General features: G+C 64.0%; 15 protein-coding genes. 7 read left to right on the forward strand and 8 right to left on the reverse strand.

Going from position 1 to position 15591, the window contains the following annotated elements; genetic code table 11:
- Positions 1-206: 206 nt before the first annotated feature.
- Positions 207-1226: a biotin synthase BioB gene (gene bioB, locus FDW83_RS16070; protein WP_138139083.1), complete on the reverse strand. Its 1020-nt coding sequence runs from the start codon at positions 1224-1226 to the stop codon at positions 207-209.
- 212 nt (positions 1227-1438) lie between these two features.
- Between bioB and FDW83_RS16075 the strand changes: the two genes are divergently transcribed.
- The 4 genes from FDW83_RS16075 (at position 1439) to FDW83_RS16085 (ending at position 6201) form a co-directional block, all read left to right on the forward strand.
- Positions 1439-3166: a cytosine permease gene (locus FDW83_RS16075; RefSeq protein WP_138139084.1), complete on the forward strand. Its 1728-nt coding sequence runs from the start codon at positions 1439-1441 to the stop codon at positions 3164-3166.
- 363 nt (positions 3167-3529) lie between these two features.
- On the forward strand, positions 3530-4051 hold the full coding sequence (locus tag FDW83_RS19225) for a DUF6318 family protein (protein WP_171027591.1): 522 nt from the start codon (positions 3530-3532) through the stop codon (positions 4049-4051).
- 387 nt (positions 4052-4438) lie between these two features.
- Complete coding sequence (locus tag FDW83_RS16080; RefSeq protein WP_240721019.1) at positions 4439-5011, forward strand: hypothetical protein; 573 nt, start codon at positions 4439-4441, stop codon at positions 5009-5011.
- Between the two features lie 119 nt (positions 5012-5130).
- A complete protein-coding gene (locus FDW83_RS16085; protein WP_138139085.1) occupies positions 5131-6201 on the forward strand; it encodes an alkene reductase in 1071 nt (356 codons plus the stop codon).
- Between the two features lie 222 nt (positions 6202-6423).
- Here the strand turns inward: FDW83_RS16085 and FDW83_RS16090 are convergent, their stop codons facing one another.
- Complete coding sequence (locus tag FDW83_RS16090) at positions 6424-6720, reverse strand: hypothetical protein (RefSeq protein ID WP_138139105.1); 297 nt, start codon at positions 6718-6720, stop codon at positions 6424-6426.
- A gap of 154 nt (positions 6721-6874) precedes the next feature.
- Between FDW83_RS16090 and FDW83_RS16095 the strand changes: the two genes are divergently transcribed.
- Positions 6875-9301: a Tex family protein gene (locus FDW83_RS16095; protein WP_138139086.1), complete on the forward strand. Its 2427-nt coding sequence runs from the start codon at positions 6875-6877 to the stop codon at positions 9299-9301.
- Between the two features lie 40 nt (positions 9302-9341).
- Here the strand turns inward: FDW83_RS16095 and FDW83_RS16100 are convergent, their stop codons facing one another.
- Entirely contained in the window at positions 9342-10139 is a 798-nt protein-coding gene (locus tag FDW83_RS16100) for a ZIP family metal transporter (protein WP_138139087.1), read from the reverse strand.
- A 101-nt stretch (positions 10140-10240) separates the two neighbouring features.
- On the opposite strand from FDW83_RS16100, the gene FDW83_RS16105 reads away from it, so the two are divergent.
- Positions 10241-10561 (forward strand): hypothetical protein, encoded by a 321-nt coding sequence (locus FDW83_RS16105; protein ID WP_138139088.1) that lies wholly within the window; start codon positions 10241-10243, stop codon positions 10559-10561.
- Between the two features lie 11 nt (positions 10562-10572).
- On the opposite strand, the gene FDW83_RS16110 is transcribed toward FDW83_RS16105, so the two are convergent.
- From FDW83_RS16110 to FDW83_RS16125, 4 genes are all read right to left on the reverse strand, one after another.
- Complete coding sequence (locus FDW83_RS16110; protein WP_370281352.1) at positions 10573-11394, reverse strand: YqjF family protein; 822 nt, start codon at positions 11392-11394, stop codon at positions 10573-10575.
- A 198-nt stretch (positions 11395-11592) separates the two neighbouring features.
- Complete coding sequence (locus FDW83_RS16115) at positions 11593-11988, reverse strand: DUF1622 domain-containing protein (protein ID WP_138139090.1); 396 nt, start codon at positions 11986-11988, stop codon at positions 11593-11595.
- A gap of 87 nt (positions 11989-12075) precedes the next feature.
- A complete protein-coding gene (locus tag FDW83_RS16120; RefSeq protein WP_138139091.1) occupies positions 12076-12936 on the reverse strand; it encodes an NAD-dependent epimerase/dehydratase family protein in 861 nt (286 codons plus the stop codon).
- 3 nt (positions 12937-12939) lie between these two features.
- Positions 12940-13845 carry an MSMEG_6728 family protein gene (locus FDW83_RS16125; RefSeq protein ID WP_138139092.1) on the reverse strand — a complete coding sequence of 302 codons (906 nt, stop codon included), beginning with the start codon at positions 13843-13845 and terminating at the stop codon, positions 12940-12942.
- A gap of 146 nt (positions 13846-13991) precedes the next feature.
- Here FDW83_RS16125 and FDW83_RS16130 point away from each other — a divergent pair, with 146 nt between their 5' ends.
- Positions 13992-14579 (forward strand): hypothetical protein, encoded by a 588-nt coding sequence (locus FDW83_RS16130; protein ID WP_138139093.1) that lies wholly within the window; start codon positions 13992-13994, stop codon positions 14577-14579.
- A 153-nt stretch (positions 14580-14732) separates the two neighbouring features.
- Here FDW83_RS16130 and FDW83_RS16135 read toward each other — a convergent pair whose 3' ends face one another.
- Positions 14733-15344, reverse strand: a complete 612-nt coding sequence (locus FDW83_RS16135; protein WP_138139094.1) for a transglycosylase family protein — start codon at positions 15342-15344, stop codon at positions 14733-14735.
- Between the last annotated feature and the right edge of the window lie 247 nt (positions 15345-15591).

A 15591-nucleotide genomic window follows, 5' to 3' on the forward strand; every position in this document is an offset into this window, starting at 1 on the left:
AAACGGCGTCACTTGTACCTTGAGCCGCCGCCCGCATTCCGCGCAGAACCGGGGAGGCTCCATCTGCAGCCTCTCGTCACACCGGAGGTGGGAGTACGACGACGGCGGCGCCGTCCCGCCGTCGTCCGCTTTGTTCTGGCGGGGCTCGCCGCAGAGGCGGCAGTAGGGGGCCGCGCTTCCGCTGGCTGGGCCTGCCGGCATACCGGTCACAGCGTCTTCTGCAGTTCCTTGATCGGCATGTTCAGGTCCAGCAGGAGCTCGAGGTCGGCGGCGGCGGGGCGTCCCAGGGTGGTGAGGTAGTTGCCAACGATGACGGCGTTGATACCGCCCAGCAACCCCTCGCGGGTGCCGAGGTCGCCGAGGGTCAGCTCACGACCCCCGGCGTAGCGCAGGACGGTGCGGGGCATGGCGAAGCGGAACGCTGCCACGGCCCGGAGGGCATCCTTCCCGTCCATGACCGGCTGGTCCTCCAAGGGCGTGCCCGGCCGCGGATTGAGGAAGTTCAGTGGAACTTCGTGCGGCTCCAGCGCTGCGAGCTGCGCCGCGAGCTCTGCCCGCTGTTCCAGGCTTTCACCCATGCCGATCAGCGCGCCGCAGCACAGTTCCATCCCCGCAGCCTTGACCATCGCGCAGGTTTCGAGCCGTTCCTCATAGGTATGCGTGGTGACCACCTGCGGGAAGTAGCTGCGCGCAGTTTCGAGGTTGTGGTTGTACCGGTGGACTCCCCAGCTGGCCAGTTGGTCCACCTGCGGCTGCGTCAGCATGCCCAGGGAGCATGCGATGTTAATGTCCACCTCCTGGTGGATCCGGTCGATTGCGAACTTGATCTGGTTCATCAGCTTGGTGTCCGGCCCGCGCACTGCGGCCACGATGCAGAATTCTGTCGCGCCTGTGGCCGCCGTTTCCTTGGCTGCCTTCACCAGTTCCGGGATGTCCAGCCAAACGCCCCGGACGGGACTGTCGAAGAGTCCGGACTGGCTGCAGAAGTGGCAATCCTCGGGGCAGCCGCCCGTCTTGATGGAGATGATGCCCTCTACTTCCACATCCTCGCCGCAGTGCTTCAACCGGACCTGGTGGGCCAGGTCGAGGGCGGCCGGAAGTGCTTCGTCAGGGAGGCGGAGAACCTCCAGCAGCTGGGACTCGGACAGGCCGATGCCCTGCTCCAGGACCTGCTCCCGGGCTGTTTCGAGGATGGGATACAGGGGGAGAGGGGGGTGGCTGGTCATGGTGGTCCTTCGGGTTGGCGGATTCTCCTTCCCCTGACGCTAGTTCGGTGCTCGGCCACGGTTTTTGTGGGTTAGGCACAAGTGTGGCCGGCTGGTGTTGTTGACAACCCGGGTCATGACTTAACTGATACGAAACAACATCGTGACAGGATTGTTTTCCCTGCTGGATAGCGTCGCGTTGGACCAGTTCCCAAACGAAAGCGACGCGCCCGATGAACAACGACACAGAGACCACGCAACTGCTGGAGGCATCAGCACCGCCTGGAGGCGCCGTCGTCGGACCTGCCCTGGGAAGTACGACGGCGGGCAACGCCGCGGCACTCAACGCCACCAAGGAAAGCCTTGAGGATTACACGCTCAGGTTTGCCCCGCGGTCCTACCGCAAGTGGAGCGCGGGGGTGGTGGCTACCAGCGCGTTGGGCGGGATCGCCTATCTGGCCGACTTTTCGATTGGCGCGAACATCGGAATAGCCTACGGGACGGTCAACGCGGTCCTCGGCATCCTGGTTGCTGCCGTGATCATCTTCGCCACCGGCTTTCCACTGGCCTACTACGCGGCGCGCTACAACATCGACTTAGACCTGATCACGCGCGGCTCCGGCTTCGGCTATTACGGCTCGGTGGTCACGAATGTCATCTTCGCCACCTTCACGTTCATCTTCTTTGCGCTGGAGGGCTCCATCATGGCGCAGGGCCTGGAGGTTGGGCTGGGAATTCCGCAGTGGCTGGGGTACTTCGCCTCTACCGTGATCATCATTCCGCTCGTGATCTACGGCATGAACACGCTCGCAAAACTGCAGGTCTGGACCACTCCGCTGTGGCTGCTCCTGATGGTGGTGCCTGTGGGATACCTGCTGGTTTCGCATCCGGAGAGCATCGACAGCTTCTTTGCGTACACCGGTGCGTCCGGCGGTGGCGGCCCAAATCTTGCTTCGGTCATGTTGGCCGCCGGCGTGTGCCTGTCCCTGATGGCGCAGATTGCCGAACAGATCGATTACCTGCGTTTCATGCCGCCGCGCACGGCAGAGAACCGCAGTGCCTGGTGGAGGGCCGTGATCCTGGCCGGTCCGGGCTGGGTGATCTTCGGTGCCATCAAACAGATCGTGGGCCTGTTCATCGCCGTCTACCTCATCGCCACCCTGGACCCGGCTGCCTCCGCGACCGCCAATGAGCCGGTGCACCAGTTCCTCGGCGTTTACCGGGAGATGATGCCCGCATGGCTGGCCATGGCGCTCGCGGTGGTGCTGGTGGTCATTTCACAGATCAAGATCAACGTCACCAACGCTTACTCGGGTTCACTGGCCTGGACGAACTCGTTTACGCGGATCACCAAGACGTATCCGGGGCGCATGGTGTTCGTGGTGGTGAACCTCCTGATCGCCCTGATCCTGATGGAAGCCAACATGTTCGACTTCCTCAACACCATCCTCGGCTTTTACGCCAACTGCGCCATGGCCTGGGTGGTCACCGTGGCGTCCGACATCACCATCAACAAGTATCTTCTGAAGATCTCGCCCAAAGTGCCTGAATTCCGGCGCGGCATGCTGTATGCGGTGAACCCTGTGGGTTTTGTGTCAATGCTGGCTTCTGCTGGGATCTCGATTGCCGTGTTCTTCGGAGTGTTCGGTTCCGCCATCCAGCCGTATTCGCCGATTTTCGCGGTGGGCCTGGCTCTGGTTCTCCCGCCACTGCTGGCGGTGCTGACCCGGGGCCGGTACTACCTGCGCCGCATCGATGACGGCATCGACCTCCCCATGTTCGACGCCGACGGCAACCCCAGCGACACCAAGCTCCTCTGCCATGTCACGGGCCTAGAGTTCGAGCGGCCGGATATGGTGCGTTCCGCCCAGAACGCCCCCGACGGCGGCCCGCAGTATGTTTCTTCACTTGCCTTGTCCACGGACAAGACGGGGGAGCTGGTGCTGCCCCCGCAGCGATAGGTGCTGGTGTTGAGGAGTTGCTGGGTTGAGGAAGGCCGGTGCCTGAGGGTGCCGGCTTTCCTTATGCCCGTTGTCTTGAAACTTCTGCTTTCCGCGGCCGGTGATAGGAGCCAAGGAAAGTACCTGTGGATAAGTTGGATCATTGAATTGTGACGTGGGCTACCCTTAAGGCACTGTCCGGAGCACGCCGTCTTGAAACTACTGGGGGAATAGCGGCCCATGGCATCACTGAACGTCTTCACGTCCCGTGCCCTGCGTACTGGTGTGGCAGCGCTGGCTGTCGCTGCTTCCCTTGCTTTGGCGGGTTGTAATCCTGGTGATTCCCAAGAACCAGGCGCGGCTGCGGCTCCCTCCGCTACGGACTTGGCCACCACCAGCGCTTCACCGACTCCTACTCCCACGCCGACTGCCGCTTACAAACCGGCCGACGCCTCCGGCCCCGCCCAGAACGTCCCGGTTCCGGTGCTGCCCGAAGTGGCCAAGACGGAAACGAAAGAAGGTCTCGAGGCGTTTGCACGGTACTGGTTCGAGCTTTTGAGTTATGGCTATGAGACAGGCGACGTATCGCACATATCAGCCGTAACGAGCCCCTCTTGCACAATGTGTGAACGCGCAAAGGAAGTCCAAACAGGTTGGCACGAGGAGGGGCGTTGGCTGGGCGGAGGCAAAGTTACCACGCCCGCTGTCAGTACGAACTTCAAAATAGGCGCGAACGGAAACTATCAGGTTGCGGTGCAAGTCTCACAGGAACCACTTTCCTACTACAACCCCGACGGTACTCTGGACGGTACTGATCCCCATACTGCAAATTCTGGGAGCCTCATGCTCGCGGTGTACAGGGATGGCGCTTGGTTTGTGAACACAATTGAACCTATTGCGGGCTAACGTATGTCCATCTATCTGGTTCGCGCTGGCCGGATCGTCCTGTTTTTGAGTGTTCTTTTAGCCGTGATCCTCGTTCGGGTAGCCACTGTCGCACCTGACGCGATAGCGGAGGGAAAGCCGCCTCCCGTTAAAGGGCAATGGGGTTCGGATTCTGCTGATATTGATTCGTGGGTATTAGATCCATCAAGCGGCGACTTTTCGAGGCCGAGCCCTGGCGCAGTCTCTACCGACCCCAACGAGTACAAGTACGAACTTCAGTGCCATCTCGGCGGTGGAGACTTCGACACCGATTGCCTCGGCCGTCAGCTCGAATGCACGGACGGACCTGACGGTGAAGACGGCATCCCAGTTACCTGGCTTTCGCGGCCACGGGGAGTTCCGGGTGCGGTGTGGGCTTACCATTCCGGTCCCACCTGCCTTTTCGACGCCCGCCCCGAGGACCTCCTGCCCCGGATCGCGGCCGACATCCAGCGGGAGTTCCAGAACCTGCCGATCAACGCGGGAACGGTGACGGCACAACCCAGTCCGCATACGCTGCGAGGGGCCGAGACGAACTTCTACGCGGAAGCCGTTGAGCAGCAGTTCGACATCACCATGTTCGGCCAGGCTGTTCATGTTGTGGCCACGCCCGTGCAGTACACCTGGAATTACGGCGACGGCACCGTGTTCGGGCCCCAGCCGTCGATGGGCGGCCCGCTGCCGCAGGAACGGTGGGGCGAAAAGACCAGGACAAGCCACGCGTACGGTGCGACCGGAGACTTCCAGGTCGTCCTGACCACGTCCTTCCAGGGAACGTATTCCGTGAACAACGGCCCGCCGCTGCCAATCCCCGGCCAGGGCCAGTTCAGCGCCCCGCCCCAAAACATCAGCGTCTGGCGCTCGTTGACCCGCAACTACGCCGATGACTGCAACATAAATCCGCAGGGCCAGGGCTGCCCGCGAGCAGAGATCTCCCGATAGCCCCGCCGTGAAGCGGCCAAGATCCGCAGCGAGTGTGATTCGCATCGCATCCGGAATAGTTGCACGCGCACTCCAGTTGGCACGAGCAGTACGTCTTCAGCCTTCGAAAGGAACCGTACATGCTGTTTTCCCCGCTCACCCTCGGCGAACTTGAACTCCCAAACAGGCTGGTCATGGCCCCCTTGACCCGTCTGCGTGCGGGTGAGGAAGGCGTCCCGGGACCGCTCGTCGTCGAGCATTACCGCCAGCGCGCCTCCCTGGGGCTCATCGTCAGTGAAGGCACCTACCCCAGCCCGCCCGGCCGCTCCTACCCCGGGCAGCCGGGCATCATTACCGAGGCCCAGATGGCAGGCTGGAAGAAGGTCACGGACGCGGTTCACGCCGAAGGCGGCCGGATGTTCGCACAGATCATGCACGGCGGTCGGGTCTCGCACCCGGACATCACCGGCGGCCACCCCATCGTGGCTCCCAGCGCCGTCGCCATCGAGGGTGAGGTCCGCACTCCGTCCGGGAAGCAGCCGTACCCCGTCCCGCGCGCCCTCACCACCGACGAACTTCCCATGGTGATCCAGGAAATCGTCAACGCCTCGCTGAACGCCATCGAAGCCGGCTTCGACGGTGTGGAACTGCACTCCGCCAACGGCTACCTGCTGCACGAGTTCCTTGCGCCCAACTCGAACATCCGGACCGACAGCTACGGCGGGTCCCCGGAAAACCGTGCGCGCTTCGTCATCGAAACCGTCAACGCAGTCGTTGCGGCCCTCGGTGCCAACCGCGTGGGCATCCGGATCTCCCCGGAGCACAACGTCCAAGGCATCGCCGAAACGGATCCCGCAGACGTCCGCGCTACCTATGAAGTCCTGGTGGACAGCATCGCCCCGCTCAACCTCGCCTACCTGAGCATCCTGCATCACGAGCCCACGGGGGAACTCGTGCAGGACCTCCGCGCGCGCTTCGACGGCACCTTCCTCGTGAACACCGGCTTCAATGTCGTGACCACCCGTGAGGAAGCCGTCACGCTTGTTGCCGACGGGCATGCCGACGCGGTGGTGGTGGGGCGGCCCGCTATCGCCAACCCGGACCTCGCCCGCCGCTGGAAGGAAAGCCTCCCCATGAACGAGCCGGACCCCTCCACGTTCTATGCAGAGGGCGCCGAAGGTTACACGGACTACCCGGCGTACCAGGGCTAAGCACCAACAACAATCGACGGCGGCACCCGGCACTGGGGGCCGCCGTCGTTGTTTGGCTGCGCGGTGTGCTGGAACCGGCAGCGACCGGCCGAAAGCCATCCGACGACTTCCGGCTGACAATCTAATTTGGCCCGCCGGACCCCTCTGGAAGCCGGCGGTGAGACGATGGTACTCCATCGAATTTACTTTTGCTAGGGTCCGTTTTGTTAGAGGACCAGCCTGCTACAGGACCGCCTCCCGGCCCGTCCCCTCCTTCATGATGAGCTTGCCGTCCTCGATGGAGACGAGCACGCTTTTCGGCTTTCCTGTTACCTTCGTAATCGCCTTTAGGCCGCGGTTAGTGACCTCAACACCCACCTGCGCGCCCTTTGCCGGCAATTCGACGGAGACCTCGGACGCGATGCCGAGGTACGGGTTGGTGGAAACATCGAGGTCCCGCCGCACCTGCTTTCCGTTTACCGTCACGGTGATGTTGGCTTCCTTGAACCCCTCCTGAAACACAATCAGCAGTTCCCGCATGGCGGCCTCTTCCTCGAGCGTGGTGCCTGACGGCACCTCCACTACAGCACTTTGCGGACGGGAGGGGAATACCTCTGCCAGCGTATGGAAGGTGTGTGTGCAAGCGGCCTTTCGCTCAGTGGAGCCGGGCAGGGAGGTAGGGCAAGATGTTCTGGTGACTCAACTGCCGCAAGCCCCCTCTGTTCCAAACGCAGCTCCCAAACCGGATGATGCCATTCACGCCCAGATCGCTTCCGAACTCGGCGTCAAGCCTTGGCAGGTGAAGGCCGCGGTTGAGCTGCTCGACGGCGGGTCGACAGTTCCCTTCATCGCGCGGTACCGAAAGGAAGCCACGGGGACGCTGGACGACAGCCAGCTCCGCGAACTCGAGGACCGCCTGCGCTACCTGCGCGAACTCGAAGACCGCCGCCGCACGGTGCTGGAGGCCGTCGAGGCGCAAGGCCAGCTGACGCCCGAGCTCAAAAAGGCGGTCCTCGCCGCGGACACCAAATCGCGGCTCGAGGACGTCTACCTGCCCTTCAAATCCAAACGCCGGACCAAGGCCCAGATTGCCAGGGAAGCAGGACTGGAACCCCTGGCCGATGCACTGCTCAAGCGCCCGGACCTTGACCCGGAACGGGAAGCGGCCAAGTACCTGAACACGGAGCATGCCATTGGTGATGCCGCGGCAGCGCTCGCCGGCGCCCGCGCCATCCTTGTGGAGCGCGTGGCCCAGGACCCCGACCTGGCCGCGACATTACGGGAGCGGCTCTGGACGCAGGGCCGCATGGTGTCGCGCGTCAAGAAGGGCAAGGAAGCGGAAGGCCAGAAGTTCGCCGATTATTTCGAGTTCGCCCAGGCACCCGCCGGCATGCCCTCCCACCGGGTGCTGGCATTGCTGCGCGGCGAGAAGGACGGCGTCCTTGAACTTGACCTCGCCGAGGCAGATCCCGCCGACGACGACGCACTAGCCGCCGCGCGCTCCCGTTACGAGTCCGCAGTGGCCAGGTTCCTGGGGGTCGCCGACCGCGGCCGCCCCGCCGATGCCTGGCTGATGCAGACTGCCCAGTCAGCCTGGCGCTCCCGTGTCCTCCCCCGCCTCACCGCAGACCTCCGGGGCCGGATGTTCGCCGCAGCAGAGGACGAAGCAGTCCGCGTCTTCGCAGCGAACCTTCGTGATGTCCTGCTTGCTGCTCCGGCCGGAAACCGGGCAACGCTCGGCCTCGATCCCGGTCTCCGCACCGGCGTCAAAGTTGCAGTGGTTGACGGCACCGGAAAGGTGGTGGCCACTGACACCGTGTTCCCGCACGCCCCTGCCCGGAAGTGGGACGAAGCCCTGGCGACCCTGGCACGGCTCGCGCGGCAGCACGCCGTCGAACTCATAGCGATAGGCAACGGTACGGCGTCGCGCGAGACCGACAAGCTGGCAGCCGAGCTGATCAAGCTGCTGCCGGACGTGGACCGGAAGCCGCAAAAACTGGTGGTGTCCGAGGCCGGTGCTTCCGTTTACTCGGCGTCCGCGCTCGCAGCCGCCGAATTGCCGGGCATGGATGTTTCCCTTCGCGGCGCGGTTTCAATTGCCCGTCGCCTGCAGGATCCGCTCGCCGAATTGGTCAAGATCGATCCGAAGTCAATCGGCGTTGGCCAGTACCAGCACGATGTGACGGCATCCAAGCTGGACCGCAGCCTGGACGCCGTAGTGGAGGACTGCGTAAACGCGGTGGGTGTGGACGTCAACACCGCGTCGCCCGCGCTCCTGAGCCGGGTGGCCGGCGTCGGACCCCTGCTCAGCGAGAACATCGTGGCCTATCGAAACGAGCATGGCCCATTTGCAAAGCGCGCCGACCTCAAAAAAGTCCCGCGGCTGGGTGCCAAGGCGTTCGAGCAGTGCGCAGGCTTCCTGCGAATCACCGGGGGAGCGGAGCCGCTTGATGCTTCCAGCGTCCACCCCGAGGCCTACTCTGTGGCGCGGAAAATCCTGGTTGCTGCCGGGGCTGCCCCCGCTTCGTCCCTGAACCCCCGGGACTTCGTCGATGATACGTTCGGCCTGCCAACTGTCACGGACATTCTGGCCGAGCTGGATAAGCCAGGGCGTGATCCCCGCCCTGCCTTCACGACCGCTGCCTTTTCCGAAGGTATTGAGAAGATCTCTGACCTCAAACCGGGGATGGTGCTGGAGGGAACGGTGACAAACGTTGCCGCATTCGGGGCGTTCGTCGACGTCGGCGTCCACCAGGACGGCCTGGTCCATGTTTCTGCGCTGGCCAACCGTTTTGTGTCTGACCCCCGTGAGGTGGTGAAGTCGGGCCAGGTGGTTCGCGTGAAGGTCCTGGAGGCTGATCCGGAACGTAAGAGGATCTCCCTGACGCTAAGGCTCGACGACGAGACCTCCCCAGGCGGGCGCGGCAGTTCCGGCGGGCGGCAGCAGACGCCCGAGCGTGGCGGACGGCAGGATTCCGGTCGTGGCCGGCGGCAGGATCCGCAGCAACCCGGAGGCAGGAACGCTGCCAAACCTGGAGTGAGGAGCAGTTCTGCACCCAAGCCTGCGCCGGCGGACACGGCTCTGGCGGACGCCCTGCGGAGGGCCGGGCTGGGGAAGTAGGGACCGCACAGGGGATATCTACCGCTGTGCAGGCGAACTGCTACGTGAGTGACAGGAAGAAGGCCAGGACGAAACCTCCCGCAGTACTGAGCGCCACTGCGGGACCGCCGTGCTCGTACGCTTCGGGCATCAGGGTGTCTGCCAGTGAGGCGATAACGGCTCCGGCGGCGAAGGCGAGCGGCAGGGAGATTGCCTCCGGGTCGGTTCCGCTGAGCGGCCCTGCACCGACGACGACGGCGATCACCAGCAGGGCCGCGCACGCCAGCCAGAGGCCGAGAATGCTGGCGGTGGAGCGGCCCTGGCTGCGCATCGAGGCTGATCCCACGAGGGCTTCTGGCAAGTTGGAGACAAAGATGGCCGCGAGCAGGGCCAGGCCGCCGGTTCCTTCGCCAAGTGAGATTCCCAGGGCCACGTTTTCCGGGACACCGTCAAGGGTCACCGCTGCCAGGAGGGCCATTCCGGCGGCGCCTTTGGTTGACGCCGAGGTAGGGCGCTTGTCGCTCGCGGCAGCGTCCGTGTCAAGCTTGGCACTGCCTTCGAATTCGTCCGCCGGCTTGGCATGCTTTTGTTCGCCCGCCTGTGCCCATCGGTCCAGCAACGCGCTGAGGACCGTGAACACCACCGCGCCGACCATCAGGCCTATGGCAGCCCGGATAATACCGCCGTGTTCGTAGGCATCCTCGAACAGTTCGAAAGCCAGTGCGGTGATGAGCGACCCTGCGGCGAAGGCCAGAAGCATCGCGAGGAGTCGCTTGGGAAGTTCAAACCGGACACCGATCAAGGCACCCAGGACAAGAGCGCTGGACGCTATGACGCCGAACCACAGCGACATCAACATGCGGTAAGTATAGGAGGGCAGGGTTGACGTGGGAATACGCAGATCAGGACGCTGGGTGCGGGAGACTTTCGGCCATGCGGGCTTTCTGCAAAGGTGGGGTGATGACCTATTTCCTGGAGTACACCATTCCTGCAGCACCCGACGATGGCGAGTTTGCTTTCCCGCACGATGAGATCAACTCCGGCACCACCATTCCGCTGAGCGAAACGGCGACCGACGTGGTGCACACCTCTGAACTGCCTGCCCGGACCGGGATCATCGGGGCCACGGTCCCTGAAGCGAAGCTGGAAGCGGAACAACTGATCACGCACAGCCGGGCATCAGAAGCCTCACTGTATTTCGACCCGTCCAACTCCCTGCAGCCAGGTGTCGGCACGTTGGTGGCTACCTTCAGCGAAGGCCAAGGCTGGCGCGACGCCTGAGCCTCCTAAGCCTAAGCTTCGCTTGGCACAACCCGCGGCAGGCCGAACCGGGCGCGCACTCCTGGCGAGAACAGGACTGACTCCGGTGGTCCGGCGACCGTAAGCCCGGCAGCCGCCACCAGGCCATCCTCGAACTCATGGAGCTCTGCGGTATAGAGCGGCCATGGTTCATGGGAGTTGGGGATGTAGATTGTCCGTCCACGGAAGCGGCCGTGCATTCCGAACCGTGCCGTGAGGTGGACCGCTAGGGGGCCTATGGCTGGCAGTGACGTGCGGGGAAACACGCTGAATATGCTCGATGCTCCGCGTCTGTATCTCCTGACGGTGTAGCCCGTTCCGGCCTCGCTTTCGGCTTGAGTTGCCAAGCGATACTGACCAATCCGGGACCAGACGTAGGGGACTCCGGCTGCACGGGCCGCAAGAACAACGGGGAGCCGGTTCGCGTCGAGGCTTAGAAATACCACTCCCCGGGTGCCGTCCGGCTCCCGGGAGTAGAGGCGGACATTGACCTCATTGAAGCTGCCAAAGTAAGGAATTCCGGGCCCCCGCCCAACCCCTGCTTTCTTCATCCGGAAACCGATGAGGCCCACCCACGATGTCCCGTCGAATGTGTCCGGCGTAGCCCCCGGCGGCATGTAGCGCGCAGCCACTGCTTCCGATAAACGCCAATGAAGGAAAACCGCGTCAGTCCACCGCTGTTCCGTGATGATTGGCGGACTTAGCTTAGGAGGGGCTGGCCAAAGCGCTGCTGCGTCATGAGTCTCATCCACTGCCGTCTCTTCCCGCGGGGTTTGGCTGTTGACTCGAGTCTTCAACGCGCGGCTTACGTGCACAAGGCCTTACATAGACAGGCCGATCTTTTCTCCATGCCTGGATACGAGGGCGAACGTCTTATACGCGGGGTGCGTTTAATTTTCGCGTGGGTGGGGTGGGGGATGAAGGTTGGGGTGTGGCCTATTTGGGTCAACTCTTCCAGAGACCACTGACAAAACCGCCCACCCACCAGCCCTATGTGGAAAACCGGCAAAGTCTCAGCCCGCGGATGCCTCCGAAGGCTGGCCCGTCCCGCGCGGCTCCTTCTGCCATGGCCAGCGCCCGGTGATTTCCAGCTCAAGCGAGAAACTCAGGAATGTCCTAATCAACACGATGATGGCCAGGACGCCAACGCTTTCGAACGTTGGGGTGACGGCTACGGTGCGGATGATGTCGGCGGCTACCAGCAGTTCAAGTCCCAGCAGGATGGACCGCCCCAGCAACTGCCTGTACAGCCGGTACAAGCTCAGTTCCTCGTTGGTGCCCCGAAGCCTCCGTGGCCGGTACCCGCGCAGAGCCAACGGAATGGACAACAAGGCACCAATAACCATGACAGCCACCCCGGCGAAATCCACGAACTCGCCAACAGTTTCGATGATGTGCCGAAAGTCCACCCGTGCTCCGCCCGCTTCGCGCCGAAATCCTCAGGCTGCCAGCCTAAGCGCCAGCTCACGGGCAGGAGGGGAGGCGAGCAGCGCGAGTCAGGGATGGCGGACGCTGTTTCCGGCGAGGATGTCCCGGTACCCTTCCCGGAATGACGGAAAAGTGAAGCTGAAGCCCGTCGAGCGCAGCAGGCTATTGCGGCAGCGCTTGTTGCCGGCGCGCGCAGGCCCGGCGTCACCGACGGGCGGCTCAGGCAGTCCCATGTCGGACGCCAGGAACCGCAGCACGGAACCGAGTTCAGCAGGATCGTCGTCTACGCCGACATAAACCGGAGCGGGCGGCGCAGCCATTGACACAAGGTGCACAATGGCACCTGCGGCGTCATTCCGGTGGATCCGGTTGGTGTAGCGGACATCCTGGGGAACCACCGCTGAGGCGGTGCGTACCTGGTCGATCAGCCTGGTCCTGCCGGGGCCGTAAATCCCGCCCAGTCGGAGGGACACCGCGGAAGTCCCGGTCCCCTCCAGCCTGGACAGCAACAGGTCCTCAGCTTCAACCAGGACGCGCCCGGAGAAGCCGCCCGGCTCCGGCGCCGTGCCTTCGTCCACCCAGCCGCCGCCGGCGTCGCCATAGACAGCCGTGGAGGAGACAAAAAGCACCCGCCCCGGCCGCACGCCGTCGCGCTCCAACGCGTCCAGCACATGCGTAACGCCGCCAAGGTACGCCGCACGGTAAGCCTCCTCCGTTGGCGAGTCGGCAGCAACGGCAATGACGACGGCGGAGGTGTCAGCCGGGATCTGCGGCAGGTTCGCGGAACGAAGGTCAGCCGCCGCACCTTCAATCTCCGGCGGCAGGTTGGCGGGGGAGCGGCGCCACCCCACCACGCGGTGCCCCAGCGCGGCGAACCGCAGGCCCGCTTCTGTTCCCAAGTCGCCGCACCCGGCCATAAGGATGGTCATGGGTTACGGAGCCTCTACCGCAAAGAACACCCGGGGATCCTGAAGGAGGGCGGGGTAGGCAAAAGCGGAGCGGTCGATGATCTCAGTGACGGTGAAGTGCCTGCCAAACCTGCCGTCCTCAAGGGTAATGGGCCGCCCCATCACCTGGCCCACGGCGAACTTGGATCCGTGCTCAAACGGGACTGCCACCGGTGTCTTGCCCGGAAGGGTGGCGAAAGCCTCCTCCTGGGCGAGGCGCTTACGGGTGGGCTTCTTGACCTGAGGCTTGGCTGGCGCCTTGCGCGGCCCGCGGGACGGGCGCCGCGAGGTTTCCTCGAGGTAGACCGGAGCGTACTCATCGCTGGCGGCGGCGGGCATTATGCCGTTGACGGGCGGCAGGGCAACCGTATCCAGGGTCTGCGGGTCGATGTCGTCGTGCGGATCGCGAAGGATCCAGAGAATGTCTCCCTCGGGTTCCTGCGGCAGGAATTCGTGCCTGGGCTCGGGCCAGACGTAGGCCATGTCCGGGACTGCGTCCGGAAAGACGGAGCTGTAGAACTTGGGCTCCTTGTGGACCAGCTTGGACCGGTGGCTGAGGTGGAGGTCGGGATCTCCGAGCCACGGCGGCATGGGGATCTTCGAGGCGTAGTCGGGGTGCGCCGCCTGCGGAGCGAACTCGGTGATGTTTGCGCGGGTGTTGTCCGGATGGCCGCGCTTGGTCCACTCGTCCACCATCGCGAGCCCGTACATGGTCAGCGCCGGCACGTAGCCCATCCACATCCGGATGGCGGGATGGGTCTGCCAGCCGTACCCCGGAATGACCAGGGCGCGGAGTGTCTGGAGGGCTTCCACCCGCTGCTTGCCGAGCCGGGCGGTGTCCAGGGCTGCGGCGCTCTGCCAGAAGTCGGGGTACGGGAGGAAAGTTTGCATCTATTCAGTCTGACGGCACCGTGGAGATGTTCCAATTGCAGTGGCGGAGGCCACAGGAGGTGTCCAAATAGTGGACAGATGCATACGGGCAGATGTTAAAACCACTACGATCTCCGCAACCACCCCAGCGTTCTGGAAGCACCATCATGACCTTAACACCTGAAAAGAGCACCGGAAACACGCCCTCGGTCCCGCCCCGTTTCGGCCAGATGTTGGGCCCGGAGGCCAAAGGCATCCTCGTCCTTGACGAGTTCACCATCGATCCCCATGCCGCCCGCAAGGAACAGCACCGTTTCCGCGACGGCATCGCCGCCGTCGCCAAGACCATGCGCCGTATCGCCGCCCTCCGGATTGTGATCGCGATCGTCGCCATCGGCAACCTGCCGCTGTTCCTGCTGTCCAGCGGCTGGTGGATCTATGTCGTCTCGCTTGCCCTCGTGGTGGGCGTGCACACCGCAGTCACCCTGCTGAACAGGCACGAGCCGAGGATTCAGCAGAAGTCGGCCCTGGAATTGCACATGCACCGTGAACGCAGCGCCAACTACCGCAAGGTGCGCGACGCCGTGAAGTACGTGATCGACACCCCCAGCCGCATGAACGAGCACCTCTACCTGGAGCTCCTCGCCGTCAAGCGCGTGGCGCTGAACCTGGCGCATGGCACCGTGGCCCTGCTGGACACCAGCGACGAATCCGCTTGGAAGGTGCGGATCGTCCGAGAGTTGCCTGCTGCCTGAGCGCGGGCTTACAGGAGTAAAGGACGACGCCGGCACTCACCTTTTGGGGGCGTGCCGGCGTCGTTTTTGGTCAACGGAATTTGTCTATCGCCGACCTGTTTGTGGAAGCCCCTACGCGAGGCTCGGGCAGCTGCTTCAGCTGCAGGTCAGCTTCTAGGCAGGAAGCTTCAGGACCTGGCCCTCGAAAACGAGGTTCGGGTCGGAGATGGTGTCCAGGTTGGCGTCGGCGAGGTGCTGCCAGCCCCCGGCAATGCCCAGCTTGTCGGCAACGATGCTCAGGGTGTCACCGGCCTGCAGTGTGTACGTCTCGCCACTGACGGCAACGGCCGTGGCGTGCTTGGCGGCAGGAACCTGGACGGTGGCCTGGACCGGCGCTTGGTAGGCCGGGGCCTGCTGGACCGGAACGCTTCCGGTGCCGCCGCCGCTCAAACCAAGCTGCGTGGCGCAGGAAGGCCAGGCTCCCCAGCCCTGCGAGGCCTGGACCTGTTCGGCGACTGCGATCTGCTGCTCGCGGCTGGCATCCGCCGGCGAGCCGGTGCCGCCGTACGCGGACCACGTGCTGGGGCTGAACTGCAGGCCGCCGGAGTAGCCGTTGCCGGTATCGGTGGCCCAGTTGCCGCCGCTTTCACACTGCGCCAGTGCATCCCAGGTGGAGGTGCTGGTGGTTGCGTTGGCCGCAGTGGCGGAAAGGGCCAGGCCAGCGGCTGAAATCGCGGCCACCGTTGCTCCACGGCGCGCGACAGTACGGAAGGTGGTGTTTTTCATTGTGGTGATGCTCCTGAAGGCCACCGGCGCTGGTTCCGTCCCCGGAGATCATCGCGCCACTGCCCGCCCCTGACGAATAGAGGTCACTTTCGGTGGCTGCCATTGGGCAGTTCTGGTGGAGGCAGCACCGGGCATTCCTGCACCCGCATCGGCGGGCCTGCTTTTCACGCTAGGGGATAGCAGTGGCGTTATCAAATCGAGATCTGCTGCACAGGGATGGCGGGGCCGGAGCTTACGAGGCGCGTGT

It is taken from the genome of Pseudarthrobacter sp. NamE2, assembly GCF_005796205.1.
In the GTDB taxonomy this organism is placed as follows: domain Bacteria; phylum Actinomycetota; class Actinomycetes; order Actinomycetales; family Micrococcaceae; genus Arthrobacter.